Origin of the sequence: Pseudomonas sp. NPDC090233 (genome assembly GCF_044772285.1) — a bacterium.
Lineage (GTDB): Bacteria > Pseudomonadota > Gammaproteobacteria > Pseudomonadales > Pseudomonadaceae > Aquipseudomonas.
In genome coordinates, this window is record NZ_JBIVYQ010000005.1 from 33,440 (window position 1) to 57,995 (window position 24,556).

Annotated in this window: 26 protein-coding genes; 12 read left to right on the forward strand and 14 right to left on the reverse strand. The window is 62.7% G+C overall.

Annotated elements, in window-relative coordinates; all coding sequences use genetic code 11:
* Position 1 precedes the first annotated feature (1 nt).
* From ACIQUF_RS14685 to ACIQUF_RS14700, 4 genes are all read left to right on the forward strand, one after another.
* Positions 2-1,537: an inactive transglutaminase family protein gene (locus tag ACIQUF_RS14685; protein ID WP_403132592.1), complete on the forward strand. Its 1,536-nt coding sequence runs from the start codon at positions 2-4 to the stop codon at positions 1,535-1,537.
* On the forward strand, positions 1,537-2,517 hold the full coding sequence (locus tag ACIQUF_RS14690) for an alpha-L-glutamate ligase-like protein (protein ID WP_400799631.1): 981 nt from the start codon (positions 1,537-1,539) through the stop codon (positions 2,515-2,517). The genes ACIQUF_RS14685 and ACIQUF_RS14690 overlap by 1 nt, the downstream gene beginning before the upstream one ends.
* A 167-nt stretch (positions 2,518-2,684) precedes the next feature.
* Complete coding sequence (pabB, locus tag ACIQUF_RS14695; protein WP_403132594.1) at positions 2,685-4,028, forward strand: aminodeoxychorismate synthase component I; 1,344 nt, start codon at positions 2,685-2,687, stop codon at positions 4,026-4,028.
* A gap of 81 nt (positions 4,029-4,109) precedes the next feature.
* Positions 4,110-4,844: a phosphoadenylyl-sulfate reductase gene (locus tag ACIQUF_RS14700; protein WP_403132597.1), complete on the forward strand. Its 735-nt coding sequence runs from the start codon at positions 4,110-4,112 to the stop codon at positions 4,842-4,844.
* 54 nt (positions 4,845-4,898) lie between these two features.
* On the opposite strand, the gene cysB is transcribed toward ACIQUF_RS14700, so the two are convergent.
* The 3 genes from cysB to ACIQUF_RS14715 all read right to left on the reverse strand — a co-directional run bounded on the left by cysB (position 4,899) and on the right by ACIQUF_RS14715 (position 7,552).
* Positions 4,899-5,873, reverse strand: a complete 975-nt coding sequence (gene cysB / locus ACIQUF_RS14705) for an HTH-type transcriptional regulator CysB (RefSeq protein WP_400799623.1) — start codon at positions 5,871-5,873, stop codon at positions 4,899-4,901.
* A 129-nt stretch (positions 5,874-6,002) separates the two neighbouring features.
* On the reverse strand, positions 6,003-6,500 hold the full coding sequence (locus ACIQUF_RS14710) for a universal stress protein (protein ID WP_400799620.1): 498 nt from the start codon (positions 6,498-6,500) through the stop codon (positions 6,003-6,005).
* A 104-nt stretch (positions 6,501-6,604) separates the two neighbouring features.
* On the reverse strand, positions 6,605-7,552 hold the full coding sequence (locus ACIQUF_RS14715; protein WP_403132602.1) for a putative 2-dehydropantoate 2-reductase: 948 nt from the start codon (positions 7,550-7,552) through the stop codon (positions 6,605-6,607).
* Positions 7,553-7,784: 232 nt separating this feature from the next.
* On the opposite strand from ACIQUF_RS14715, the gene ACIQUF_RS14720 reads away from it, so the two are divergent.
* Positions 7,785-8,861: a 3-deoxy-7-phosphoheptulonate synthase gene (locus tag ACIQUF_RS14720; protein ID WP_403132604.1), complete on the forward strand. Its 1,077-nt coding sequence runs from the start codon at positions 7,785-7,787 to the stop codon at positions 8,859-8,861.
* 67 nt (positions 8,862-8,928) lie between these two features.
* Here the strand turns inward: ACIQUF_RS14720 and ACIQUF_RS14725 are convergent, their stop codons facing one another.
* Complete coding sequence (locus tag ACIQUF_RS14725; RefSeq protein ID WP_008095521.1) at positions 8,929-9,210, reverse strand: GNAT family N-acetyltransferase; 282 nt, start codon at positions 9,208-9,210, stop codon at positions 8,929-8,931.
* Positions 9,211-9,716: 506 nt separating this feature from the next.
* Here ACIQUF_RS14725 and oprI point away from each other — a divergent pair.
* Positions 9,717-9,968, forward strand: a complete 252-nt coding sequence (gene oprI, locus ACIQUF_RS14730; protein WP_003259780.1) for an outer membrane lipoprotei OprI — start codon at positions 9,717-9,719, stop codon at positions 9,966-9,968.
* Between the two features lie 135 nt (positions 9,969-10,103).
* Here the strand turns inward: oprI and ACIQUF_RS14735 are convergent, their stop codons facing one another.
* The 3 genes from ACIQUF_RS14735 to ACIQUF_RS14745 all read right to left on the reverse strand — a co-directional run bounded on the left by ACIQUF_RS14735 (position 10,104) and on the right by ACIQUF_RS14745 (position 12,159).
* The gene (locus ACIQUF_RS14735; protein ID WP_403132607.1) at positions 10,104-11,081 is read right to left on the reverse strand and encodes a L,D-transpeptidase family protein; all 978 of its coding nucleotides are present in this window, start codon (positions 11,079-11,081) and stop codon (positions 10,104-10,106) included.
* Positions 11,082-11,213: 132 nt separating this feature from the next.
* Positions 11,214-11,495 carry a hypothetical protein gene (locus ACIQUF_RS14740; protein ID WP_403132609.1) on the reverse strand — a complete coding sequence of 94 codons (282 nt, stop codon included), beginning with the start codon at positions 11,493-11,495 and terminating at the stop codon, positions 11,214-11,216.
* A gap of 58 nt (positions 11,496-11,553) precedes the next feature.
* Positions 11,554-12,159, reverse strand: a complete 606-nt coding sequence (locus ACIQUF_RS14745; protein ID WP_403132611.1) for an arylesterase — start codon at positions 12,157-12,159, stop codon at positions 11,554-11,556.
* A gap of 10 nt (positions 12,160-12,169) precedes the next feature.
* Here ACIQUF_RS14745 and ACIQUF_RS14750 point away from each other — a divergent pair, with 10 nt between their 5' ends.
* Both ACIQUF_RS14750 and ACIQUF_RS14755 read left to right on the forward strand, forming a co-directional pair.
* Positions 12,170-12,853, forward strand: coding sequence for an ABC transporter ATP-binding protein (locus tag ACIQUF_RS14750; RefSeq protein WP_403132612.1), 684 nt, complete (start codon positions 12,170-12,172; stop codon positions 12,851-12,853).
* Positions 12,854-15,361 (forward strand): ABC transporter permease, encoded by a 2,508-nt coding sequence (locus ACIQUF_RS14755; RefSeq protein ID WP_403132615.1) that lies wholly within the window; start codon positions 12,854-12,856, stop codon positions 15,359-15,361.
* 20 nt (positions 15,362-15,381) lie between these two features.
* On the opposite strand, the gene greB is transcribed toward ACIQUF_RS14755, so the two are convergent.
* The 4 genes from greB to ACIQUF_RS14775 all read right to left on the reverse strand — a co-directional run bounded on the left by greB (position 15,382) and on the right by ACIQUF_RS14775 (position 18,346).
* Positions 15,382-15,855 (reverse strand): transcription elongation factor GreB, encoded by a 474-nt coding sequence (gene greB / locus ACIQUF_RS14760; RefSeq protein ID WP_403132618.1) that lies wholly within the window; start codon positions 15,853-15,855, stop codon positions 15,382-15,384.
* Positions 15,856-15,866: 11 nt separating this feature from the next.
* A complete protein-coding gene (locus tag ACIQUF_RS14765) occupies positions 15,867-16,175 on the reverse strand; it encodes a hypothetical protein (RefSeq protein ID WP_403132620.1) in 309 nt (102 codons plus the stop codon).
* A 216-nt stretch (positions 16,176-16,391) separates the two neighbouring features.
* Positions 16,392-16,826 carry a DoxX family protein gene (locus tag ACIQUF_RS14770; protein WP_403132621.1) on the reverse strand — a complete coding sequence of 145 codons (435 nt, stop codon included), beginning with the start codon at positions 16,824-16,826 and terminating at the stop codon, positions 16,392-16,394.
* Between the two features lie 113 nt (positions 16,827-16,939).
* A complete protein-coding gene (locus tag ACIQUF_RS14775; RefSeq protein ID WP_403132624.1) occupies positions 16,940-18,346 on the reverse strand; it encodes a transglycosylase SLT domain-containing protein in 1,407 nt (468 codons plus the stop codon).
* A gap of 130 nt (positions 18,347-18,476) precedes the next feature.
* Here ACIQUF_RS14775 and ACIQUF_RS14780 point away from each other — a divergent pair, with 130 nt between their 5' ends.
* The 3 genes from ACIQUF_RS14780 to ACIQUF_RS14790 all read left to right on the forward strand — a co-directional run bounded on the left by ACIQUF_RS14780 (position 18,477) and on the right by ACIQUF_RS14790 (position 21,311).
* Positions 18,477-19,274, forward strand: coding sequence for a TatD family hydrolase (locus ACIQUF_RS14780; RefSeq protein WP_403132626.1), 798 nt, complete (start codon positions 18,477-18,479; stop codon positions 19,272-19,274).
* 114 nt (positions 19,275-19,388) lie between these two features.
* Entirely contained in the window at positions 19,389-20,867 is a 1,479-nt protein-coding gene (locus ACIQUF_RS14785; RefSeq protein WP_403132628.1) for a methyl-accepting chemotaxis protein, read from the forward strand.
* A 75-nt stretch (positions 20,868-20,942) separates the two neighbouring features.
* Positions 20,943-21,311 carry an Mpo1-like protein gene (locus tag ACIQUF_RS14790; RefSeq protein WP_403132630.1) on the forward strand — a complete coding sequence of 123 codons (369 nt, stop codon included), beginning with the start codon at positions 20,943-20,945 and terminating at the stop codon, positions 21,309-21,311.
* Between the two features lie 3 nt (positions 21,312-21,314).
* On the opposite strand, the gene ACIQUF_RS14795 is transcribed toward ACIQUF_RS14790, so the two are convergent.
* The 3 genes from ACIQUF_RS14795 to ACIQUF_RS14805 form a co-directional block, all read right to left on the reverse strand.
* Positions 21,315-22,112 carry an acyl-CoA thioesterase gene (locus tag ACIQUF_RS14795; RefSeq protein ID WP_403132634.1) on the reverse strand — a complete coding sequence of 266 codons (798 nt, stop codon included), beginning with the start codon at positions 22,110-22,112 and terminating at the stop codon, positions 21,315-21,317.
* Positions 22,113-22,188: 76 nt separating this feature from the next.
* On the reverse strand, positions 22,189-22,968 hold the full coding sequence (locus ACIQUF_RS14800; RefSeq protein ID WP_403132636.1) for a CHAD domain-containing protein: 780 nt from the start codon (positions 22,966-22,968) through the stop codon (positions 22,189-22,191).
* A gap of 14 nt (positions 22,969-22,982) precedes the next feature.
* Complete coding sequence (locus tag ACIQUF_RS14805; RefSeq protein WP_346615432.1) at positions 22,983-23,261, reverse strand: hypothetical protein; 279 nt, start codon at positions 23,259-23,261, stop codon at positions 22,983-22,985.
* A 154-nt stretch (positions 23,262-23,415) separates the two neighbouring features.
* Here ACIQUF_RS14805 and ACIQUF_RS14810 point away from each other — a divergent pair, with 154 nt between their 5' ends.
* A complete protein-coding gene (locus ACIQUF_RS14810) occupies positions 23,416-24,456 on the forward strand; it encodes a patatin-like phospholipase family protein (RefSeq protein ID WP_403132638.1) in 1,041 nt (346 codons plus the stop codon).
* The last annotated feature ends 100 nt before the right edge of the window (positions 24,457-24,556 follow it).

Consider the following 24,556-nt stretch of genomic DNA (forward strand, 5'->3'; position numbering starts at 1 on the left):
GATGCGCTCTCTTACCCTCCATCTGAAAGTCCTGATCACCGTCCTGGTGTTGCTGGGCGTGGCGGTCACCGCTTATCAGATCTTCGCCCTCGGCATCCCGGTGACCGAGGATGAAACCGACGACCTTTGGAACATCGACGCCAAGGTCGAGTTCGTCGCCAGCACCAAGGACCCGGTCAAGATCCAGATGTTCGTGCCGCCGTTGAACCGCGACTTCGTCAGCCTCAACGAGAGCTTCATCTCCAATAACTATGGGGTCAGCGTCAACCGCGCCGACGGCAACCGCAAGGTGACCTGGTCGGCCCGTCGCGCCAGCGGCAACCAGACGCTGTACTACCGCCTGGTGCTGACCAAGCGCTACAGCAACGAAAAAACCGCGATCAAAGGCCCGACCTTCCGTGACAGCCTGGCGGTCGAAGGCCCCGAGAAGATCGCCGCCGAAGCCTTGATGGCACCTATTCGCCAGCATTCGGCCGACGTCGAGACCTTCGTCAGCGAGACCATCAAGCGGGTCAACAACCTCAACGACGACAACGTCAAGCTGCTGCTGGCCGGCGACACCTCGTCGATGAAGAAAGCCCAGGTCATCGACCTGCTGCTGTCGATCGCCCACGTGCCGATGGAAAAGGTCCACACCATCCGCCTGGTGGCCGACACCCCGCAAACGCCGGAGCTGTGGCTGCGCAGCTTCAACGGCAACGACTGGCTGTACTTCAACCCGGATACCGGCGAGCAGGGCCTGCCCAACGACCGCCTGCTGTGGTGGACCGGTGACGACAACCTGATCACCGTCGATGGCGGCAAGAAAGCCAACGTCACCTTCAGCATGAACAACAGCGAGATGAACGCCATCCGCCTGGCCAAGCTGACCGACGAGAATACCGACGCCGACTTCCTCGAATACTCGCTGTACGGCCTGCCACTGCAGACCCAACAAACCTTCATGATCATGGTGATGATCCCGATCGGTGTGCTGGTGATCCTGGTGCTGCGCAACCTGATCGGCATCCAGACCCTGGGTACCTTCACCCCGGTACTGATCGCCCTGGCCTTCCGCGAAACCCAGCTGGGCTTCGGCATTGTGCTGTTCACGGTGATCACCGCGCTGGGCCTGTCGCTACGCTCGTACCTGGAGCACCTGAAGCTGCAGATGCTGCCGCGCCTGTCGGTGGTGCTGACCTTCGTCGTGGTGTTGATTGCCGCCATCAGCCTGTTCAGCCACAAGCTGGGCCTGGAGCGCGGCCTGTCGGTGGCGCTGTTCCCGATGGTGATCCTGACCATGACCATCGAACGCCTTTCCATCACCTGGGAAGAGCGTGGCGGTGGCCATGCCATGAAAGTGGCGATCGGCACGTTGTTCGCCGCGTCGCTGGCGCACCTGCTGATGATGGTGCCGGAGCTGGTGTACTTCGTCTTCACCTTCCCGGCGGTGCTGCTGATTCTGGTCGGCTTCATGCTGGCGATGGGTCGCTACCGCGGCTACCGCCTGACCGAGCTGGTGCGCTTCAAAGCATTCCTGAAGAAGGCTGACGCCTGATGTTTGGCCTGATCAAGACGTGGAAAGCCCTGGAGGCCCGGGGCATCATGGGGATCAACCGGCGCAACGCGGACTATGTGCTGAAGTACAACAAGCGCAACCTGTACCCGATCGTCGACGACAAGATCATCACCAAGGAACGCGCACTCGCCGCCGGCATTCACGTGCCGGAGATGTACGGCATCATCGAGACCGAGAAGCAGATCGAAAAGCTTCACGAGATCATCGGCGGGCGCAACGACTTCGTCATCAAGCCGGCCCAGGGTGCCGGCGGTGACGGCATCCTGGTCATCGCCGACCGTTTCGAAGACCGCTATCGCACGGTCTCGGGCAAGATCATCAGCCACGAAGAAATCGAGCACCAGGTCTCGAGCATCCTCACCGGCCTGTATTCGCTGGGTGGGCACCGCGACCGCGCGCTGATCGAGTACCGGGTGACGCCTGACCAGATCTTCAAGAGCATCAGCTACGAAGGCGTGCCGGACATCCGCATCATCGTGCTGATGGGCTACCCGGTGATGGCCATGCTGCGCCTACCGACCCGCCAGTCCGGCGGCAAGGCCAACCTGCACCAGGGCGCCATCGGCGTGGGTGTGGACCTGGCCACCGGCGTGACCCTGCGCGGCACCTGGCTGAACAACATCATCAGCAAGCACCCGGACACCACCAATGCGGTGGACGGCGTGCAACTGCCGAACTGGGACGGTTTCATGAAGCTCGCGGCCGGCTGCTATGAGTTGTGCGGCCTGGGCTACATCGGCGTCGACATGGTGCTGGACCAGGACAAGGGGCCATTGATTCTCGAACTCAATGCCCGCCCGGGCCTGAACATCCAGATCGCCAACGACACCGGGCTGACTCAGCGCACCCACGCCATCGAGGCGCACATCGAGGCGCTGGCCAAGGACGGTGTGACCGAGGATGCGGAGCAGCGTGTGAAGGTGGCACAGAGCTTGTTCGGCCACGTGCATCCGCGCTGAGCCTCATTCGCGGGGCAAGCCCGCTCCCACAGCGTCCGCATGGATCTCTGTGGGGCTTGCCCCGCGAATTGGGCGAACACGATGTTTCCAGGTCGTCACAAAGCTGGTCGCCTTTCCTACACAGGTCTACAATCGCCCTCCTCGCTTTTACATCGCCGTCCACACTGATGCCGACCTGTACGCTTCACACCCTGCCCTACCAGCCCGACCCCGCCACCTACTTCGCCCGCCTGCGCCAGGCGCCCGGTGCGATCCTGCTTGACAGCGCCCGCCCCGGTGCCGAGCGTGGCCGCTTCGACCTGCTCAGCGCGTGGCCGCTGCAACAGCTGCAAGCCCAGCCTGAAGAAAAAGGTCGGGCATTCCTGCAGCGTCTGCGTGACGGACTGGAACAACTGGGCTCCGCACAGTTGCCTGATGGCATCGAACTGCCGTTCGCCGGCGGCTTGATCGGCTACTTGAGCTACGACTTTGGTCGGCGCCTGGAGCACCTGCCCAGCCTGTCCGTCGACGACCTCGGCCTGCCCGATGCCCAACTTGGGTTGTATGCCTGGGCGCTGGTGACCGACCATCAGCTACGCACCAGCCAGCTGGTCTTGCACCCAAGCCTGGAAACCGCTGAGCGCGAACGCCTGATCGCCCTGTTCGAGGCCCCTGACGGCTCGGCAAGTGGCGATTTCAAGCTGCTCGCCGCGATGCAAGGCGACCTGCGGCCCGAGCAGTATCAAGCTGCGTTCGACCAGGTGCAGCGCTATATCCAGGCCGGCGACTGCTACCAGATCAACCTGACCCAACGCTTCCGCGCGCCCTGCCAGGGCGATCCCTGGCGTGCCTACCAGGCCCTGCGCGAAGCCTGCCCGACACCTTTCTCCGGCTACCAGCAACTGGCCGATGGCAGTGCCCTGCTGAGCTTCTCGCCTGAACGCTTCGTCCGCGTCAGCCAGGGCCAGGTGGAGACTCGCCCGATCAAGGGCACGCGCCCGCGCTCGGCCGACCCGGCCATCGACGCACGCAATGCCGAGGAACTGCGCCACAGCGCCAAGGACCGTTCGGAAAACCTTATGATCGTCGACCTGCTGCGCAACGACCTGGGCCGTACTTGCCAGATCGGCTCGGTCAAAGTGCCCGAACTGTTCAGCCTGGAAAGCTACCCCAACGTCCACCACCTGGTCAGCAGCATCACCGGGCAACTGGCCAATGACAAGGACGCCCTGGACCTGATTGGCGACAGCTTCCCGGGGGGTTCGATCACCGGCGCGCCGAAGATCCGCGCCATGCAGATCATCGACGAACTGGAGCCCAGCCGCCGCGCCCTGTATTGCGGCTCGCTGCTGTACATCGACGTACGCGGCGAAATGGACAGCTCCATCGCCATCCGCAGCCTGCTGATCAAGGATGGCCAGGCCAGTTGCTGGGGCGGTGGCGCAGTGGTGGCGGACTCCGACTGGGAGTCGGAATTTGAGGAGTCGATCGCCAAGGTGCGGATGTTGATGGAAACACTGCAGCGCCTCTGAGACGGCGTCTACCCTGCCATTTTTTGTTACCATCACCTCATTACGAGCGCACAGCGCCACAGCCAAGATGGAAACCGCCTGATGAGCCAACCCTTCGACGTCGCCGCCCTGGCCGCGACCTACGCCAGCAAGTCCCCGCAGGACATCCTCAAGCTTGCCTTCGAGCACTTCGGTGACGATCTGTGGATTTCCTTCAGCGGCGCCGAGGACGTGGTGCTGGTCGACATGGCCTGGAAGCTGAACAAGCAGGTCAAGGTCTTCAGCCTCGACACCGGCCGCCTGCACCCCGAGACCTACCGTTTCATCGACCAGGTCCGCGAGCAGTACAACCTGCCGATCGAGATTCTCAGCCCAGACCGCGCCAAGCTCGACCCATTCGTCAAGGAAAAGGGCCTGTTCAGCTTCTACAAAGACGGTCACGGTGAGTGCTGCGGTATCCGCAAGATCGAGCCGCTGCGTCGCAAACTCGCCACCGTCAGCGCCTGGGCCACCGGACAGCGTCGTGACCAGAGTCCCGGCACGCGTAGCCAGGTTGCCGCCCTGGAGCTCGACGGCGCCTTCTCAACGCCCGAGCACACGCTGTACAAGTTCAACCCGCTGGCGCAGATGACCAGCGCGGAAGTCTGGGGCTATATCCGCATGCTCGAACTGCCGTTCAACAGCCTGCACGAGCGCGGTTTCATCAGCATCGGCTGCGAGCCATGCACCCGCCCGGTGCTGCCAAACCAGCACGAGCGCGAAGGCCGCTGGTGGTGGGAAGAATCGACCCAGAAAGAATGCGGGCTGCATGCCGGCAACCTGATCAGCAAGGCCTGATTCGCAGGCAAAGAAAACCGGCCCGAAGGCCGGTTTTTTTCATACCTGCCGCACTCAGTGCACCGGCAGCTCGACGCCTGCGAACAGCTCTTCGAGCTCCTGCTTGTTATGGCACTGGATGGCTTTGGCCATCACTTCACGGGTCAGGTGTGGAGCGAACTTCTCGATGAAGTCGCACATGAAGCCGCGCAGGAAGGTGCCGCGGCGGAAGCCGATCTTGGTGATGCTGGCCTCGAACAGCTCGCTGGCATCCAGGGCCACCAGGTCGCTGTCGAGCTTGGCATCGACCGCCATGCCGGCCACGATGCCCACACCCAGGCCCAGACGCACGTAAGTCTTGATCACGTCGGCGTCGGCGGCGGTGAATACCACCTTCGGCGTCAGGCCGCGGTGATTGAAGGCTTCATCCAGCTTGGAACGGCCGGTGAAACCAAACACGTAAGTGACGATCGGGTATTCGGCGACCGCCTCAAGGGTCAACTTCGGCAGCTTGGCCAGCGGGTGCCCCTGCGGCACCACCACGCAGCGATTCCACTTGTAGCACGGCATCATGATCAGGTCGCCGAACAGCTCCAGGGCCTCGGTGGCGATGGCGAAATCGACGGTGCCATCGGCGGCCATTTCGGCGATCTGCATGGGCGAACCTTGGTGCATGTGCAGGGCCACTTCGGGGTACTGCTTGATGAAGCTGCTGATCACCGGCGGCAGCGCATAGCGCGCCTGGGTGTGGGTGGTGGCGATGGACAGCGTGCCCTTTTTCTCGTTGGAGAATTCCTGGGCGATCTGCTTGATGCTCTCGACCTTGCGCAGGATCTCGCCAGCGGTATTGATGATGCGCTCACCCGCCGGAGTGACGCGGGTCAGGTGCTTGCCGCTGCGGGCAAAAACTTCAACGCCCAGTTCATCCTCGAGCAGGCGGATCTGCTTGCTGATCCCCGGCTGAGAGGTATATAGACTTTGCGCCGTCGCGGAGACGTTGAGGTCGTGGTGCGCCACTTCCCAGATGTAGCGCAGTTGTTGAAGCTTCATAGGTTTCCCTCGAATCAGCGGTAAGTCAGCGGCAGCAGGCAGCGACGAGATATAACTATATTAGTGGTTAACGAAATAAAACTAGAACTATTTTGTTACACGCCGCCCCGTTATAGCCCATTGCCAGCTTCACGTTTTCCTACGACCGAGATGCTGCGAGAGCGGCACCATGTACACCGGCACGGGTGACAATTGCAGCAGGCGCACTGCGGTTCGGCCAATGGGTACATCCACCCCGGCACCGGCGCTGTGGCTGCCGAAGATCAGCAAGTCGACGCTCAACCGCTGCGCCTGCTCCAGGATGACCTGGGCCGGATCGCCCTGGCGCACCCGTACCGCCTTGATTACTGCAAGGTCCGCATCCTCGCCCAACTCCTCGCGAAAGTTCTCCAGCACGCGCTGTTCGATGTTGGCCATCACCGTGTTGACGCCCTCGCTGTGCAACTCATCCAGCGTCTGTTCGTCGAGGTAGCTTTGCAGGAGGGATTCGGCGAACTGCCCCATAGGCTCCACCGCGTGAATCACATACAGCTCTGCGTCGAAAGTACGCGCCAGGGCCAGCGCATGCTGCATGACAAAAGGGGCATAGACACCGAGGTCGGTGGCGTACAGCATGGAGCGAATCATTCGACCTCCTCGACTGCCGTTGCGGCAGAGCAAGCTTCAGCTTAGCAGCGCGCCACAGCCTCGCTTGGCCGTCTGGCGCACTGATGCTGCGGGCTGCAGAGGTTTCAGCCGGCGCGGTTGGCGCGATCGATGAAGGCCAGGCTCTGGTAGAGCATCTGCATGCGTGGCAGCGTACAACCCGCCGCACGTGCCCGGGCCAACGGCTCGGCATAGATGGCGTGCAATTCCAGCGGACGCTGCTCGGCATGGTCGTGATACATGCTTGGCCAGTAGTCGGGCATCTGCTCGGTAACGCGGAACAAGTGTTCGGCATAGCCCGCAGGCAGCGCGTGGCCACAGGCCGCAGCGCCCTGCACCACTTCGGCCATGAGTGCCTGGATAAGCTCGCGGGTGTCGGCGTCAGCCATCAACGGCGTGGTACTGGCGGCCAGCAACACCGAAAGGCCGTTGTAGGGCACGTTCCACACCAGCTTCTGCCAACGGGCCTGGCCGAGGTTGTCCATGGCCTGGGAATCGACACCTGCGGCGCGCAGCAGCTCTGCACCCTCCTCGACAATCGCAGCGCCGCCATCGCTGGCCGGCCCGCTGTGATAACCCAGATTGACCGCGCCCAGCGCCTGGTGACGGATCACACCAGGGCTCAGACGGTTGACGCAGATGAAGCACAAGCCGCCGAGCAAATGAAGGCTGCCGGGCAATGCCGGCCGCAGTTGATCTTCTACGCCCAGGCCATTCTGCAAAAGCACCACCTTGGCATCAGGCGCTGCCGCCTGGACGATCAGCGGCGCCAGCTCGGCATTGCTGGTGGCCTTGGCACCTACCAGCAGCCAATCGCAGGACGGCATGTCGGCAGCGCTCGAATAGGCCTGAACCGGCATCTGCAGGGTGCCGTGCACCGCGCTTTCCAGCTTCAAGCCTTGCTCGCGGACCACCGCGTATTCGCTGCGCAGGAGAAAATGCACATCGAAACCGGCGCGCGCCAGCATCAGCCCATAGAAGCCTCCAATGGCACCACTGCCGATGATACCGATGCGCGGTTTGCGAGGGTCCATGCGGATCTCCTGAAAAATGTCGGTGTGCTTTTTTACACCGTTTAAAGCGTTCAGCGCACCCCAATTGCGGCGCAGCCCTGCTACAGCAGGGAAAAACCCTGCGCTGGCACGGCTTAGCCCATTGTCGCAACCCCAGTAACGCGCTAAGGTTCGGCTCCCCGCTGCGAACATTCTGCTGCTGGGCCGCACGGGGATTGCTGGCGGCCGGCACCGTGACCTGACGAGTAACACGATGGCTGATTTACCGATCGACGACCTTAACGTTGCCTCCAACGAGACCTTGATCACCCCCGATCAGCTCAAGAAGGAGATCCCCCTCAGCGCCAAAGCCCTGCAGACCGTGACTGCCGGCCGCGAAGTGGTGCGCAATATTCTCGACGGCAAGGACCATCGCCTGTTCGTCGTGGTCGGCCCCTGCTCCATCCACGACATCAAGGCTGCCCACGAATACGCCGAGCGCCTTAAAGTGCTGGCCGAGGAAGTATCCGATACGCTTTACCTGGTGATGCGCGTGTACTTCGAGAAACCGCGCACTACGGTCGGCTGGAAAGGCCTGATCAACGACCCGTACCTGGATGACTCGTTCAAGATTCAGGACGGCCTGCACATCGGCCGCCAACTGCTGCTGGACCTGGCTGAAAAAGGCCTGCCAACTGCCACCGAAGCACTCGACCCGATCTCCCCGCAGTACCTGCAGGACCTGATCAGCTGGTCGGCGATCGGTGCGCGCACCACCGAATCCCAAACTCACCGGGAAATGGCCTCGGGCCTGTCCTCGGCGGTCGGCTTCAAGAACGGCACCGATGGCGGCTTGACCGTGGCCATCAACGCCCTGCAGTCGGTGTCCAAGCCGCACCGCTTCCTCGGCATCAACCAGGAAGGCGGCGTGTCGATCGTCACCACCAAGGGCAACCCGTACGGCCACGTGGTGCTGCGCGGCGGCAACGGCAAGCCTAACTACGATTCGGTCAGCGTCGCCTTGTGCGAACAGGACCTGAACAAGGCCAAGATCAAAGCCAATATCATGGTCGACTGCAGCCACGCCAACTCCAACAAGGACCCGGCCCTGCAACCGCTGGTGATGGAGAACGTCGCCAACCAGATCCTCGAAGGCAACCAGTCGATTATCGGCCTGATGGTCGAAAGCCACCTGAACTGGGGCGCTCAGTCGATTCCGAAAAACCTGGACGAACTGCAGTATGGCGTTTCGGTCACCGACGCCTGCATCGACTGGGCCGCGACCGAGAAAACCCTGCGCAGCATGCACGCCAAACTCAAGGACGTGCTGCCCAAGCGCCAGCGCGGCTGAACTTTGCACAGAAAATAAAACGCCGGGCAATGCCCGGCGTTTTTGGATGTTCAGCTGTTGAGAGCGCTCAAGCCTTGCTCGAATGGCGCTGCTGACGCTCCATGTAGCGTTCTACATACGAGCAGGAAGGAATCACCGTGTAACCCATCTGGTCGGCATACTCCAGCGCCTTTTCGGTCAGCGCTGCAGCAATCCCGCGGCCACGCAGGGCGTTGGGCACGAAGGTGCGATAAATATCCAGCGTCTGCTTGCCCAGGTCCATATAGGTCAAATAGGCACGATGACCGTCCACATTGGTCTCGAACTGATGACCAGCCTGGTCATGGTGGATGGTCAGCGCTTCACTCATCACTACTCCTCGCAGGTCTTTCGGCAGACCTTTACCTTAACCGATGGTGATTTATCCGGCGGAGGAACCTCTACGCCACCTCTTGCCCCTTGGACCGCGGGCCGATTGCAATGGTTCTGCCGGGCTGGGCATCTCAAATAGTAGGCGCGCCAAGCAGGATTGCTCAAGGTGGTTGCGGTTAAAAAATAGCGGAAATCAGGGTGAATACCTTGCCCTGCCTGCCCCACAACAACAGCCGGATGTTCTTGGGCTTAAGACGCTGAAGGACAGTTAAAGTCACCGTTAGTTCAACAAAAAGTTCCCGAACTACAGTCGCTTGCGCTTCCTACACAACGCTTTCACAATTCCCCTACAAATCTCGTCGGCTACCCCTATCCCGACTTTTTTTTTGCAGTTCTTGCGCTCAGTCAGTTTACTTACTACAAGTAATGGGTACTATGTACGCCGGCCAGTTTCTCTTTCCTGAGAGATGGCTATTTAATAGAAAGTCCTTGAAGGGGAACACGATGAACAACGTTCTGAAATTCTCTGCTCTGGCTCTGGCCGCAGTTCTGGCTACCGGTTGCAGCAGCGTATCCAAAGAAACCGAAGCTCGTCTGACTGCGACTGAAGACGCAGCAGCTCGCGCTCAAGCTCGTGCTGACGAAGCCTACCGTAAGGCTGACGACGCACTGGCAGCTGCTCAGAAGGCTCAGCAGACCGCTGACGAAGCCAACGAGCGCGCTCTGCGTATGCTGGACAAAGCCAGCCGCAAATAATCCTCACGGATTGTTAAGAAGCCGATCCACTTGTGGATCGGCTTTTTTATTGCCCCGACAAAAGGAACCCGCACACATGAAAAAGCCTGCGCCAGGGGTAAACCTGGGCAGGCCTCGTACGTACTAGTCGAACGCTTACTGCAGTTCTGGCGGGATGCTCGACACCATGGGCGCACCACCCTGGTTATCGACAGGCACGGCAATCTCCACCGGCATGCCATCTTCAGCGGCGACCACATCACGCACCATGTCCCAGTTCATGCGCAGGTTGTTGGCCAGGTCTTCGCGCTTGAGCAGCGCGTTGATTACGGCGGTGTGCTTGTCGACCACTGATGGGTTGCCATTGTCATCCAGCGGCGTGTGCGCCTCGAGATAAACCTTGCCGGCACTGATACCGAACTTGTACGGCTCGTTGATGATCCGCACCGGCGTACCCACGGGAACCATCTTCGACAGTTCCAGCACATTGTTGTTGAGCATGCGGAAGCAACCATGGCTGGTGCGCATGCCAATGCCGAACTTCTTGTTCGAACCGTGGATCAGGTAACCCGGTACGCCGAGGGTGAACTTGAACGGCCCCAGCGGGTTGTCCGGGCCAGCCGGTACCACGGTAGGCAGGATGTCGCCGTCGGCGGCATGCTCGGCACGGATCGAGGCCGGTGGCGTCCAGGTCGGGTTCGGGGTCTTGGCGGTGATCTTGGTATTGGCGATGGGCGAGCCCCAGCCTTCACGACCGATGCCCAGCGGGAAGGTGTGCACCACGTTCTGCCCTTTCGGGAAGTAGTACAGGCGGTATTCGGCCAGGTTGATGACGATACCTTCACGCGGCCCCGGCGGCAGCACGTAGCGGGTCGGTAGAATGATCTCGGTACCGGCGCCTGGGAGCCAGGGGTCGACACCCGGGTTGGCGGCGATCATTTCCAGGTAGCCGAGGTCATTGGCGGTGCCGATGTCGGCAAAGGTGTCCTCGTACTTGGCCTTGATCACCTGCACCTGGCCAACGACATCTTCACCGGGCGGCGGCAGCGGCAGCTCCAGGGCGACGACGGGGCCAGCGACCAGCAGGCCGGCCAGGGTCAGGCAACGGGTGACGGCAGGAAAGCGCGGCAACATCCGGTAAATCCTTCGAAAGGTGGGTCAAGAGGATCGATTGTACACCCGCCCCAAGCCAAGCGGGAGGGATTGGCAGCCTGCATGCGTTTCAGATGATGAAAGGCGCCCGGAGTTCATGAGCGAAAGCCGCCTTCACAGCTCAGGCCAGACCGGCCGCATGCCGCGCCGCTGCGCATCGAGAATCGCCCGGCACAGGTCGCACAGGCGGCCATCACGGTAGATCGCGCGCTGCACGCCGGACCAGCGAGGTTGCGCCGGCAACAGGCCTCCGCACAGGGTACGATCGACCGGCACGCCCAATTCGAGTTGACGGGCGACCAGGTGGACGCGGATTTCCTGGCAAGCGAACAGGTCGAGCTGCTCATCGGGCTCGATCAATTGGTAGGCATGCAAGGACCAGGCAGGGCGCGGCATCGGGGGCTCTCGAAACGGGGGGCGCAACATTAGCCGAAAGCCGGCCCCGTTTAAAGCATCAGAGCAAGGGTTTTATCGCCGGCCAGGCATTTTCCAGCAAACGCTGCTGGGCGCCCTGCGCCGGATGGATACCATCGGCCTGCATCATCTCCGGCACACCGCCAACGCCTTCCAGGAAAAACGGCACCAATGGCACCTTTTCGTCCGTCGCCAACTGTTCATACACCTGGGCGAAGGCGCGGGTGTACCGCACCCCATAATTAGGTGGCAGGCGCATCCCCAGCAGCAGCACCTTGGCACCCGCCTGGCGCGATCGCTCGATCATCGAAGCAAGATTTTGTTGCAATTGCTCTGGCGGCTGCCCACGCAGGCCGTCGTTGCCGCCAAGCTCCAGCACTACAAGGTTCGGCTTATGCGCTGCAAGCAGCGCCGGGAGCCGCGCCTGGCCCCCTGCGCTGGTGTCGCCGCTGATCGAGGCATTGACCACCTGATCATCGAAACCTTCGTCCTTGAGCCGGGTCTGCAACAGAGAGACCCACCCCTGGCGGGTATCCAGGCCAAATCCGGCGCTGATACTATCGCCAACCACCAGCAGTGTTCCCGCCGCCGCGCTCTGGCCCAGGCAATACAGGGCCAGACCGGCACTCAACCACCACACTCGCATTGGATTCTCCATGGGCCCCAGCATTCTCGTTGCGCAGCACCTTAGCAAAGTGGTCCCGAGTGCGGAAGGTGATCTGACCATCCTCCACGCGCTCTCCCTCGACCTCGACCAGGGCGACAGCCTCGCCATCGTCGGCGCCTCCGGCTCGGGCAAGTCGACGCTGCTCGGGCTGCTGGCCGGCCTTGATCGCCCTAGTGCAGGCAAAGTAATTCTCGCCGGACACGACCTGGGTCCGCTTGACGAGGACCAGCGCGCCCGGGTGCGTGCCGAGCATGTTGGTTTCGTGTTCCAGTCCTTCCAGTTGCTCGACAGCCTTAATGCACTGGAAAACGTCATGCTGCCACTGGAACTGGATGGCCGCCGCGATGCCCGTGAACAAGCCCGTACCCTGCTCGAGCGGGTCGGTCTGGGCAAACGCCTCACCCATACCCCGCGCCAGCTGTCCGGAGGCGAACAACAACGGGTAGCGATCGCCCGCGCCTTCGCCGCGCAGCCAGCAGTACTGTTTGCCGACGAACCTACCGGCAACCTCGACAGCCACACGGGTGAGCGCATCAGCGACCTGCTGTTCGAGCTGAACAAGGAACGCGGCACCACGCTGGTGCTGGTCACCCATGACGAACGCCTGGCGCGCCGCTGCCGGCGCCTGATCCGCCTGGAGGCCGGCCACCTGGTGGCGCCGGTGGAGGCCTAGATGACCCGCATGCCGCTCTCTCGCCTGTGCGGCCTGGCCTTGCGCCAACTGCTGCGCGACATCCGCGCCAGTGAAGTGCGCGTGCTGTTCTTCGCCTTGCTGGTGGCCGTCGCCGCCAGCACCGCAATCGGCTACTTCGGCGCCCGCCTCAACGGTGCGATGCAATTGCGCGCCAGTGAGTTCCTCGGCGCCGATCTGGTCCTGCAAGGTAGCGCACCTGCGCGCGAAGAACAGATCAGCGCCGGCCAGGCGCTCGGGTTGCGTCACGCCCAGATTGTCGAGTTCACCAGCGTGGTGGGTGGGGACGCCGGCATCCAGCTGTCTAGCATCAAGGCCGCCGACACCGCCTACCCGCTGCGCGGCCAGGTGCGCAGTGCGGCCGCACCGTATGCCGAGGAAACAGTGGGTGGCGGCCCGGCGCCTGGCGAGGCCTGGGTCGAGCCACGCCTGTTGGCCGCCCTCGGCCTGAGCATCGGCGACAGCATCGACGTTGGCATGAAGACCCTGCGCATGAGCCGCGTGCTGACCTACGAGCCGGACCGCGCCAACAATTTCTACAGCCTGACGCCACGGGTGATGATGAACCTGGCCGACCTGCAGGCAACGGGCGTTATCCAGCCCGGCAGCCGGGTCAGCTATCGCGACCTGTGGCGCGGTGAGGCGCAAGCGCTGGCACAGTACCGTGAGGGGTTGGAAAAGAACCTTGCGGCCAATCAGCGCTTGCTCGACACCCGCGATGGCAACCGGCAGATCGGCGGCGCCCTGGGCAAGGCCGAGCGTTACCTGAACATGGCCAGCCTGGTGGCGGTGCTGCTGGCAGGCGTCGCCGTAGCCCTGTCGGCCAGCCGCTATGCCGCACGCCGCCTGGACGCCAGCGCCCTGCTGCGCTGCCTGGGCCTGTCGCGCCACCAGGCTCTGGGCCTGTACTGCTTGCAGCTGGCGATGCTCGGCCTGGTTGCCGCGATTGCAGGCGCCTTGCTCGGTTGGCTGGCGCAACTAGGACTGTTCCGGCTGCTGCATGGGCTGCTGCCTAGCGTGGTGCCTCCCGGTGGGATCGTGCCGGCACTGGCCGGCATTGCCACTGGCCTGGTCGCCCTAGCTGGCTTCGCCCTCCCCCCGCTCGCCGCCCTCGGCCAGGTGCCGCCGTTACGCGTGCTGCGCCGCGACCTGCTGCCGGTGCCACCGAGCAGTTGGCTGACGTATGGCGCCGCCCTGCTCGCGCTGGGCCTGATCATGTGGCGCCTGAGCCTGGATCTGCTGCTGACCTTCGCCCTGCTCGGCGGCGGGTTGATCGCCGCGTTGGTACTGGGCGGCCTGCTGCTCCTTGGACTACGCAGCCTGCGGCGGTTACTGGCAGGCGCACCGCTCACCTGGCGCCTTGGCCTTGGCCAGTTGCTACGTCATCCCATGGCGGCCGCCGGCCAGGCCCTGGCCTTCGGCCTGATCCTGCTGGCCATGGCGCTAGTCGCCCTGCTGCGCGCGGAACTGCTCGACAATTGGCAGGCCCAGTTGCCCAAGGACGCGCCGAACCATTTTGCGCTGAATATTCTGCCCGACGATCGCGAACCGTTCGCCCAGCGCCTGCGCGAGGTGAATGCCGCCTCGGCTCCCCTGTATCCGGTAACGCCCGGCCGGCTGATCCAAATCAACGAGCAACCGGTGCAACAGCTCGTCAGCAAGGACTCCGCCGGTGAGCGCGCGGTGCAACGCGACCTCAGCCTGACCTGGGCCGCCGAACTGCCATCCGGCAATGCCCTGACAGCAGGTAACTGGTGGCAGACGCTACCGACCGGCGATGAAATCCCCAGCGTTTCGGTCGAGGCCGAACTGGCCACCAGCCTGAAGGTGCAACTGGGCGACCTGCTGACCTTCGACATCGGCGGTGAGCAACGCCAGGCGCGGGTCAGCAGCCTGCGCAGCGTGCACTGGGACAGCTTCCAGCCGAACTTCTACATGATTTTTCAACCTGGAACGCTTCAGGGCTTGCCAACCACCTATCTGACCAGCTTCTACCTGGCGCCGGGTCACGACCTGGATGTGGTGGCCCTGTCGCGGGCATTCCCGGCGGTGACCATTCTGCAGGTCGATGCCTTGCTGGAACAGCTGCGCAGCATCCTCGCCCAGGTCACTCTGGCGGTCGAATATGTGCTGTTGTTCGTCTTGGCGGCAGGGCTGGCGGTGTTGTTCGCGGGCCTGCAGGCAACGCTGGATGAGCGCATTCGTCAAGGTGCCTTGCTGCGTGCGCTCGGCGCGGCACGGCCGCTGCTGGTGAAAGCGCGGCGTATCGAGTTCGGCCTGCTGGGCGCGGCCAGTGGCGCCCTGGCCGCACTGGGCTGTGAACTGATAACCCTGGTGCTGTATCGCTACGCGTTCGACCTGCAGTGGAGTCCGCACCCCTGGCTGCTGGTGCTGCCGCTGGTGGGTGCGCTACTGGTTGGCGGGGCCGGTGTGCTGGGAACGCGGCGGGCGCTCAATGCCAGCCCGTTGGCAGTGCTGCGGGAGGGCTAACGCGTAAGGGGCAGCATCACTTACTGCGGATAAGTGATGCTGTTCACGTACCAGGTCGCCTCGCCTGTTGGCGTTTGCACCATCACTTCATCACCCTCCTCCTTCTTGAGCAGGGCCCGCGCCATAGGCGAATCGATCGAGATGTAGTCGTTGCGCCCGTAGATCTCGTCGTAGCCAACGATGCGAAACTTCAGGGTTTCGCCATCATCATTCTCGATCTCGACCCAGGCACCGAAGAACACTTTGCCCTCCTGCTGCGGCGAATAGGCCACCACCTTCACGTCTTCGAGGCGCTTGCGCAGGTAACGGACCCGACGGTCGATCTCGCGCAGCAGCTTCTTGTTGTACTGGTAGTCGGCATTCTCACTGCGATCCCCCAGCGAAGCAGCCCACGCTACCTTCTGGGTAATTTCCGGGCGATACACCCGCCACAGATGGTCGAGCTCTTTCTTGAGCGCGTCATGGCCTTCAGTGGTGATGATGTTGGTGCTCAACGGCGCGCTCCTCAGCGTCGGGTAATCAGCCCCTGGCGTGCGATTCGGGTGAGCTGGCCAATCACTTCGGCGGCGTCTTGCGCAGCAGGCGCCTGGATCACTGCGAGGTCGAAACGGTCGTTGCCGAACTGCTCAAGGCGGCACGCGGTTTCGGCAAACTGGATGAGAAAGGCGCGGACCTGGCCTTTGCGGCGCGACAAGCCTTCGAGGTGACGCAAAAGGGTAGGCTGATGCTGACCACCGAGCAGGATGCGCGGTGTGCGGGTGGCCTGGCTGGCAGGCAGTGGGCTCAAGCAGACACTGGTACGTGGACAACTCATGGAGTTTTTCTCCGCCTCGCAAATCCCGCTGGGCAGCGGTGGGAGGCGTCACCGAACCAGCGCTTTAGCGGTATTTCGGATAACCCGTGGCTGGGCTGCCCTGCGCCCCGCAAGTAGCTGTTTAAATCGGCGCAGACGGTATGCTAGAGCTACTGGCCGCAAGCTGCAAGCCCCAAGTGATCAGCTTGGGGCTTGCAGCTTGCGGCGTAGCCTGGATCAGCGAGCGATCAGGCGGTCCAGGGAGAAGCGGCCCGCACCTTCGATCAACACCGCCAGGGTACCGGCCATCAGGGCCAGGGCGAACTCATAGCCATTGTTGGACATGAACAAGCCGTTGCCGATGTGCACCGAGAAGATCGCCACCACCAGGGTAACGGTCAATGCCAGCGCCGCCGGGCGAGCCAGCAGGCCGATCACCAGGGCCAGGCCACCGAAGAACTCGGCGCTACCAGACAGCAGTGCCATCAAGTAGCCCGGCGCCAGGCCGATGCTCTCCATCCACTGGCCGGTGCCTTCCAGGCCGTAGCCGCCGAACAGGCCGAAGAGTTTCTGCGCGCCGTGCGCCATGAAGATGATGCCGACCAGGATGCGGATTACGCTCAGGCCCAGGCCAGCGCGGGTGGAGAGGATTTTGCTGATTGCGTTGTTCATTGCGTGACTTCCTTGAAGCTGAAATGTTGTGTTGGGATGGGCGCCATCATAATCAATCTGATTGATATGAAAATCGCAAAAAACCCAACATAACAATCGATAAAATCGATTTCTCAGCGCTTGGCGACGCGCTCCAGGCGGGTGCGTTCACGGTTGAACGCCAGGAAGTATTTGTTCACGCTGTTGACGAAATTGACCGGCCCCATGCCCACCTGTTCCATGGCCACACGCTCGGTCTGGAAGAACCATTGGTTGCCATTCAGGCCACGCTTGCGCGCTTCAGCCCGCATGGCCTGAACCCGCTCCGGCCCCAGGTTGTAAGCCGCCAGCACAAAGGCCATGCGCTCACGCTCGTTGATCTTCGGGCTGGCGAAAAACTTGCGACGTATCAACGCCAGATAACGGGCGCTGGCCTGGACATTGCCATCGACCGTGGCGGTGTTGCTCACCCCTACCCGCTGGGCAGCCGAAGGGGTGATCTGCATCAGGCCGTGCGCCCCGCCGCTGCCACGCGCCGCCGGATTGAGCGTCGATTCCTTGAAGGCCAGGGCAGCCAGGTTGAGCCAGTCGATCTGTTGCGCCTCACCATGCTTTTGCAGCACCGCACGCAGCGAGCTCAGGCGCTGACGGTCCTTTTGCGCAAGTGGATTGTGCACGCGGTACTGGCGCCGGTAGATGCGCTCGAACGCTGCATCCTGGTTCTCCGGCGCACGGTAGCCCTGCAAGAAGCGGTCGACGGTCGCCAGCAGCATGCTTGCATCACGCCGCACGTACCAGCGCATGGCTTGTGGCTGGCCCAGTTGCACACGGCTGTCAACGCGCAGGCGCGGCATCACGCGCGCCCAACGCTGAGCGATCGGGCGCTCCACCACGGTCAGGTGATAGATGCCGGCCTGGACCATTTCAAGCACGTCCTCCACCGCCAGGGTTGAATCGACCCATTCGATCTTCACCGGCGGCCGCTTGCGCAGGGCCAGTTGCTGGTTGATCTGCTGGATAGCTGCACCGGCGGCGCTCGCGCTGGTCAGCGCGACGGTACGCCCGGACAGTTGCTCGACACGGGTAAAACTGCGCTCGCCCTTGCGCCCGACCAACCACAACGGCACCTGATCCAGCACCGGAGCGCTACTGTTTACCCCGCCCACCAATGCTGGGTCGAGCAACTCACCTGGCGCTGCGAGATCGCCCTCTCCGCGCTGCAAAGCGCCCAACAGCTGCTCCTTGGCACGCGGGATGAGTTTGATGCGCACCTGCTGGCCGTCACCCGCGCGCGCATTGAGGTAATGCTCAAGCGCTCGCAACCGGTAATACTCGATGCCAACCGGTTCGCCCTTGACTTCGCCGGAACTGTTGCGGCTCTGGTTGACCAATACCCGCAGCACTTTACTGCTGCGGATCTGTTCCAGATCACGGGTCTTGCTCGCCGGTACGTGCTGCTGAGGCCCAGGCAGGCGTGCATAGGCGGGGCCGACAGTCATCAGCCCAAGCATCAGCAGCAGGGTGAGCAGGTATCGCAGCATGCGAAAATGTATCCGAATGGTTCGTGATAAATGACGGTAAAAGACCACGGCAACAGATTGAAGTTCTTGGTTTTTTTCCGAATATCGCGCTTTTTGCTATGCTGGCCGTCCCGCGGCACGAGGTAGCACCATGCAACTGATCGATATCGGCGTCAACCTGACCAACAGCAGTTTCCACGACCAGCACGCCGCCATCGTCGAGCGCGCCATCGAAGCCGGCGTGGTGCAGATGGTCCTCACCGGCACCAGCCTGGCCGTCAGCGAACAGGCACTGGAACTGTGCCAACAGCTCGACCCCGACAGCCAGCACCTGTTCTCCACGGCCGGTGTGCACCCGCACGACGCCAAGGCCTGGGACGCCAACAGCGAGCGACAACTGCGCCAGTTGCTGGCCGAATCGCGGGTACGCGCCGTCGGCGAATGCGGGCTGGACTTCAACCGTGACTTCTCCCCTCGCCCGCTTCAGGAGAAAGCGCTGGAAGCCCAGTTGGCGCTGGCGGCCGAATTACGCCTGCCGGTGTTCCTGCACGAGCGCGATGCCAGCGAACGCTTGCTGGCGATTCTGCGGGATTACCGCGACCACCTGCCTGCCGCCGTGGTGCATTGCTTCACCGGCGAGCGCGAGGCGTTATTCGCCTACCTGGACATGGATTTGCACATCGGCATTACCGGCTGGATCTGCGATGAGCGTCGGGGGACGCACCTACACCCACTGGTAGGCAATATCCCAACCGGCCGCCTGATGCTCGAAAGCGACGCACCTTACCTGCTGCCGCGCAGCCTGCGGCCGAAACCGAAGAACGGGCGCAACGAGCCGGCTTTTCTGCCGGAAGTACTGCGCGAGGTGGCCTTGCACCGGAATGAAAGCGTTGAAATCACCGCAGCGCATACCACCGCCACCGCCCGAGCATTCTTTCAGCTTCCCTGAGCCAGGCTCGGCATAAACCATTTGTTGATACACATCAAAGCCTCCCTGGCGTGAGCGGGCACAATGATGGCACCTTGCCAATAATGTTTCCGCTCAACTCAGAGAAGACCTACCATGGGTGCCTGGCTTAGCAATATCTCCCTGAAGTACAAATTCTGGGCCGTCAACGCGGTGGCCTTCGTCACGACCTTGATGCTGGTGCTCTACGCGGTAAACCTTGAGCAGCAAGCCCGCGCCGAAGCCGCTCAAGCCCAGGCGCAATCCCAGGCCGAGCTGCTGGCTGCCTGGCCCTCCCAGCAGGCCCTGCCGCACCAGGCCAACGTGATCGCCTGGCAACCCGGGCAAACCCCGACTCATGCCGGCCAGGCCCTTGATGCCCTGCGCGATGCACAGGGCTGGGTCGCCCTGCCGGCGGCCTGGGTCTTGGGGGACAACCCGCTGCGTGGCGCCCAGGTTCTACGCCATGGAGAACAACAGGTGGCGGTCCTGGCCCAGGCGCCCAGCCTGCGCCAGGTGTTCCTCGACCGGTTCAAGAATTACGCCCTGTGTGTGCTCGTCCTGATGCTGGCGATGCTCTGCGCCTCGCAGCTACTGATCCGCTTCCTGCTGAGCCAGCTCAACACACTCAAGGACGTCATGCTGCACGTGGAAAAGACCGGCGACTTGTCGGCCCGCGTGCCATTGGCCTGCGGTGACGAGGTAGGCCAGATGGCCGGCGCCTTCAACGCCATGCAGTCGACCTACCACCGTGTGGTCAGCACCGTGGCGCGCACCGCCGCGCAACTCGACTCGGGCGCCGCGCGCCTGGCGTTGAGCATGAACGAAGTGCGCCATGGCATGCTCGGCCAGCAGAGCGAAACCGACCAGGCTGCCACGGCCATCAATGAGATGTCCGCCACCGTGCACCATATCGCCCAGCATGCCGGCGCCACCCGCGACCAGTCGCAGACCGCCGACACCCTCGCCGGCAGCGGCAAGGACGTGGTCAACCGAGTCCAGGACTCGATTGCCGGGCTGTCCAACGGCGTACAGCAAACCGCCGAAATGATCCGCCAGCTGGCCGAAGACAGCCAGAAGATCAATGGCGTGGTCAACGTGATTCACAGTATCGCCGAGCAAACCAACCTGCTGGCGCTCAATGCCGCCATCGAAGCTGCACGCGCTGGCGACCTCGGCCGTGGCTTTGCCGTGGTCGCCGATGAAGTGCGCAGCCTGGCCAAACGTGTGCAGACCTCTACCGACGAAATCACCGCCATGGTCGCCGAACTGCAGGCCGGCACCCGCGATGCGGTGGAGTTCATGCAGGAAAGCTCGTACAAGGCCGACGACTGCGTGCGCCAGGCCCAGGAGGCCGGCGCGGCGCTGGCCGACATCACCGGCGCGGTGGCGCAAATGCGCGAGAGCAACACCCAGATCGCTGTCGCCGCCGAGCAGCAAAGCCAGGTCGCTGAAGAAATGAACCGGGCGGTGGTGAGCATTCGCGATGTCACTGAAAAAACCGTGCAGCAGACGGTCGATTCGGCGACCACCAGCAGCGAGCTGGCGACGCTGGCTGGCGAACTGAACACGGCCATTGGCCAGCTCAAGCTATAGTCACCATAGCCAGCCTCGATTGGCTGCGATCACAGGGCCGCACTAAGCTTTGGGCATGACTGCGAGGACATGCCCATGAGCAAACGACTGCCCAACTTGCCCGCCTGGCAATGGCGCGGCTACCACCATAACCACCGGCACCCGACCAATTTGGTGCTGCACCTGATTGCCGTGCCGCTGTTCATCCTCGGCGCCCTGCTGATACTGTCAGGCCTGTTCGCCCTGGACCTGGGCCAGATCGCCGTCGGCGTCATCGCCCTGATCGCAGGTTTAGGCCTGCAGCGCCAGGGCCACCGTCTGGAAGCCGAGCAACCAGAACCGTTCGCCAATCGCAAGGACGCCATGCAGCGCCTGCTCACCGAACAGTTCATTACCTTCCCACGCTTCGTGCTCAGCGGTGCCTGGTGGCGTGCGTGGCGTGAGCGCCACAAGCATCGGCATTGAAACCTAGGCAAACACCGTGACCGTCTGCCTGCTCAGTGCCAGCAATTCCCCTTCAGCTGTCCACAGGGCGGCGGCTGCATGGCCGTATCCTTCCCGGGCATGCTCGGTTTCGACGCAATAGCGGCACCAGTCCAACGTCGAGAGCTTCGCAACCGGTTGGATGAATTCGATGGTCCAGGTCAGCGTGCTGCCTGCCGCTGGCTGCTTCAGATAAGGCATCAAGCTGGGCGGCCAGGCATCTACCAGCGCCAGCAGGTGAGATTCATTGACCGGCTCTTCAGCCACGTCTCGCAAACGTACCCAGCCGCCCATTTGCCGTGATTGATTGCCACTGAACGGCAAACCGCCAACCGCCCAGCGCAGGGCGACATGGCGCATGAACTCCGGCGTCACGCCTTTGATATACGGCAACTCCGGAGCCGCATCCTCAAGCGCTTGCATCTCCCTGGCCGGCAGTGCCGGGACATCGACCACCGACGGCCTGCCGGCACCGAAATTACCCTGCACCAAGGTCACCACCTGGCCATCCTGCACTGCTCGGCCAAGCAGCGTGCTGACCGCTTTGCCCTCACGTAGCACTTCGACTTCGAATCGGGTGGGCACATCCGGCGCGGCCGGTGCGACGAAGCTGATTGCCAGAGAGCGCACGGGGCGGTTATCGGAGAGTTTCAGGCGCATGGCCTCGTAAACCATGGCCGCCATCAGGCCGCCGAACGCGGCACGCCCCTGGGCCCAGTTGGCCGGGATGCTGACGGCGTCAGGGTTTTCTCGGACGGCGTCGAGCAGTTGATCGAAATTCATGGGCCGGCTCCTGCGACAGCGAAAGGTGTCAGCCCATACTATCCAGCAAACCGCGCGCGATCAGCCCGCATATCGGTCATTTGCCGGGCTTGCGCCGCGCCAGTGCCTTTTGCAGCGCCTCCAGCGTGAGATCGGACTTGCGCTCCGCCTCATGCAGTTCCTGCTCCCAATCGACTTTGCAGGGGGCGAGGTCCGGATGGGTTTGTGCCTGCAACAACCACTGCAAACGGTCATGCCAGTCACCCAAATCGCCCTGGGCTTTTTTCAGCAAGCGCCGCAGCGGCTTGCCTGCATGGTCGAGCTGGGGATATGCCTCATCGCCATAACGCACCCGCTTAATCAACAAGCGCAAACGATGGCGGTCATGGGCGGGATCCTGCAACGCCTGGTTCAGCTTGCGCCACTGCTTGACCAGGCGCTTGTCGACGCGCTTGCCCAACGCGCTGACCAGCCCTTCGCGATCTGCCGCGCGCAGAAACAGCGGGAACGCATCGACGATCGTCAGCACCCTCCCCAGCTGCAGGCTGGACGCGACACTGGCAAAGGTTTCGGTGCGGCCTTGCAGACGCCGCTGCCCGGCGTCATCAAAACCACGATTGATCAACTCGGCGCCCAATACCTCACGATCACGCAGCGGTGTGGTCAGGGTACCGAGCGCCTTGGCAGCCTCCTCCAACTGCTCGACCCCGGGCAACCCTCTCAACGGCCGCAGCAGACTGCGCAGCCTCCGCACGCTGGTACGCAGGTCGTGCAACGCTTCGCTGTCGGTATCGGCGGCCAGGCGCTCACGACAGGCCAGCAGGCGTACCTGGGACGCCAGCACCTGGGCAACCACATGGTCGAGCATGGCAGACATACAACGCTCCTCGGTCAGCGCCCAGCGCGCGACTCACGAATATAGAAACGCGCCTTTTCGGCTTTTTTGCTGCAACCTTCGAAGCCTTCGAACTGCTGCTGAGTCTTGGCCCCGGTCAGCAGCGACAAGGCCTTGGAATAGCTGACAGTACCGGCGAACCCTTCGGCCTTGGCCAGGTCGAGCTCCTTCCAAGCGGCATCCAGCTGCGTCGCGCAGCTGTCGCGGTAGGCCGTCTTGCCCGCGCAGCCGGCAAGGGCCAGGGCAATCAGAGGAAGGCAGATCCAGGCTTTCATCGGTGGTACCTCAACAGGTTGAAATAGAGTGGCTGTTCGACGCGCGGGCAGCTGAAAAGTGCCGCGACTGGCGTGTTTTGCCTAGAGTCTACATTGAAGCACAGGCAGCGCTCGGTGCATTGTAGAACCCTGCTGGTACAGGCCGAGGAAGATCATGAGTAAACGTGTAGCACTGGTGTTGGGATCGGGGGGCGCGCGCGGCTACGCCCATATCGGCGTGATCGAGGAAATCGAGCGGCGCGGCTACGACATCGCCTGCATCGCCGGCTGTTCCATGGGCGCGGTAATTGGCGGCATCTATGCAGCAGGCAAACTGGAGGAGTACCGCAACTGGATCGAAAGCCTGGACTACCTGGATGTGCTGCGCCTGGTCGACGTCAGCTTCCGGCTTGGCGCCATCCGCGGCGACAAGGTATTCGGCCAGATCCGCAAGATCGTTGGCGAAATCAACATCGAGCAGTTGCGCATCCCTTATACGGCAGTGGCCACCGACCTGACCCACCAGCAGGAGATCTGGTTCCAGGAAGGTTGCCTGCACCAGGCCATGCGCGCCTCGGCGGCCATTCCGAGCCTGTTCACGCCCGTCGTGCAAGGCAATCGCATGCTGGTCGATGGTGGCATTCTCAACCCGCTGCCAATCGTGCCGGTGGTTTCCAGCCACTGTGACCTGATCATCGCCGTAAACCTCAACTCCACCAACCAGAAGCAGTATCAGTTGCCCGTGATCGAGCGGCCGGCGGCGTTCAAGATGCGCTTCGACGCGCTGCTCAGCTCGCTGGGATCGCGCCTGCCGTTCCGGCGCAAACCGGCCGAGGAGCTGATGCGCATCGAGCAGGTGATAACCGCCGAAGGCCTGGCGCCGCCCAACCCCTGGCTGGCCGATACAGCCGACCCTGCCGGCCAGCAACCGGCGGCAGCCCCGGAGAGCGAAGGTGCGCCGAAATCGGCCAGCGGATCGTTCATCATCGACAACGTCGGGCCGGCTTCGCTGCTGGACCTGATCAACCAGAGCTTCGAGGTGATGCAGACGTCGTTGGCGCAGTACAAGATCGCCGGCTACCCGCCGGATGTGCTGATCAACGTGCCCAAGCGGGTGTGCCGGTTTTTCGAGTTCTACAAAGCGCCGGAGCTGATTGCGCTGGGGCGGGAGATTGCGCGCGATACGCTGGATAACTATGAGGGGGAGAAAAGGTAGTTTTGTTCGCCAGTGGCGGCCTCTTCGCGGGACAAGCCCGCTCCCACAGGTACGCTGCCGAAGCTTGCTGAGGGAGCGGGCTTGTCCCGCGAAGGGGCCA

What these genes read in the sequence shown, in the direction of transcription:
- ACIQUF_RS14685 (WP_403132592.1), top strand. Translation starts at nt 2, where the DNA reads ATGCGCTCTCTTACCCTCCATCTGAAAGTCCTGATCACCGTCCTGGTG.
- ACIQUF_RS14690 (WP_400799631.1), top strand. Translation starts at nt 1,537, where the DNA reads ATGTTTGGCCTGATCAAGACGTGGAAAGCCCTGGAGGCCCGGGGCATC.
- pabB (WP_403132594.1), top strand. Translation starts at nt 2,685, where the DNA reads ATGCCGACCTGTACGCTTCACACCCTGCCCTACCAGCCCGACCCCGCC.
- ACIQUF_RS14700 (WP_403132597.1), top strand. Translation starts at nt 4,110, where the DNA reads ATGAGCCAACCCTTCGACGTCGCCGCCCTGGCCGCGACCTACGCCAGC.
- cysB (WP_400799623.1), bottom strand. Translation starts at nt 5,873, where the DNA reads ATGAAGCTTCAACAACTGCGCTACATCTGGGAAGTGGCGCACCACGAC.
- ACIQUF_RS14710 (WP_400799620.1), bottom strand. Translation starts at nt 6,500, where the DNA reads ATGATTCGCTCCATGCTGTACGCCACCGACCTCGGTGTCTATGCCCCT.
- ACIQUF_RS14715 (WP_403132602.1), bottom strand. Translation starts at nt 7,552, where the DNA reads ATGGACCCTCGCAAACCGCGCATCGGTATCATCGGCAGTGGTGCCATT.
- ACIQUF_RS14720 (WP_403132604.1), top strand. Translation starts at nt 7,785, where the DNA reads ATGGCTGATTTACCGATCGACGACCTTAACGTTGCCTCCAACGAGACC.
- ACIQUF_RS14725 (WP_008095521.1), bottom strand. Translation starts at nt 9,210, where the DNA reads ATGAGTGAAGCGCTGACCATCCACCATGACCAGGCTGGTCATCAGTTC.
- oprI (WP_003259780.1), top strand. Translation starts at nt 9,717, where the DNA reads ATGAACAACGTTCTGAAATTCTCTGCTCTGGCTCTGGCCGCAGTTCTG.
- ACIQUF_RS14735 (WP_403132607.1), bottom strand. Translation starts at nt 11,081, where the DNA reads ATGTTGCCGCGCTTTCCTGCCGTCACCCGTTGCCTGACCCTGGCCGGC.
- ACIQUF_RS14740 (WP_403132609.1), bottom strand. Translation starts at nt 11,495, where the DNA reads ATGCCGCGCCCTGCCTGGTCCTTGCATGCCTACCAATTGATCGAGCCC.
- ACIQUF_RS14745 (WP_403132611.1), bottom strand. Translation starts at nt 12,159, where the DNA reads ATGCGAGTGTGGTGGTTGAGTGCCGGTCTGGCCCTGTATTGCCTGGGC.
- ACIQUF_RS14750 (WP_403132612.1), top strand. Translation starts at nt 12,170, where the DNA reads ATGGGCCCCAGCATTCTCGTTGCGCAGCACCTTAGCAAAGTGGTCCCG.
- ACIQUF_RS14755 (WP_403132615.1), top strand. Translation starts at nt 12,854, where the DNA reads ATGACCCGCATGCCGCTCTCTCGCCTGTGCGGCCTGGCCTTGCGCCAA.
- ACIQUF_RS14765 (WP_403132620.1), bottom strand. Translation starts at nt 16,175, where the DNA reads ATGAGTTGTCCACGTACCAGTGTCTGCTTGAGCCCACTGCCTGCCAGC.
- ACIQUF_RS14770 (WP_403132621.1), bottom strand. Translation starts at nt 16,826, where the DNA reads ATGAACAACGCAATCAGCAAAATCCTCTCCACCCGCGCTGGCCTGGGC.
- ACIQUF_RS14775 (WP_403132624.1), bottom strand. Translation starts at nt 18,346, where the DNA reads ATGCTGCGATACCTGCTCACCCTGCTGCTGATGCTTGGGCTGATGACT.
- ACIQUF_RS14780 (WP_403132626.1), top strand. Translation starts at nt 18,477, where the DNA reads ATGCAACTGATCGATATCGGCGTCAACCTGACCAACAGCAGTTTCCAC.
- ACIQUF_RS14785 (WP_403132628.1), top strand. Translation starts at nt 19,389, where the DNA reads ATGGGTGCCTGGCTTAGCAATATCTCCCTGAAGTACAAATTCTGGGCC.
- ACIQUF_RS14790 (WP_403132630.1), top strand. Translation starts at nt 20,943, where the DNA reads ATGAGCAAACGACTGCCCAACTTGCCCGCCTGGCAATGGCGCGGCTAC.
- ACIQUF_RS14795 (WP_403132634.1), bottom strand. Translation starts at nt 22,112, where the DNA reads ATGAATTTCGATCAACTGCTCGACGCCGTCCGAGAAAACCCTGACGCC.
- ACIQUF_RS14800 (WP_403132636.1), bottom strand. Translation starts at nt 22,968, where the DNA reads ATGTCTGCCATGCTCGACCATGTGGTTGCCCAGGTGCTGGCGTCCCAG.
- ACIQUF_RS14805 (WP_346615432.1), bottom strand. Translation starts at nt 23,261, where the DNA reads ATGAAAGCCTGGATCTGCCTTCCTCTGATTGCCCTGGCCCTTGCCGGC.
- ACIQUF_RS14810 (WP_403132638.1), top strand. Translation starts at nt 23,416, where the DNA reads ATGAGTAAACGTGTAGCACTGGTGTTGGGATCGGGGGGCGCGCGCGGC.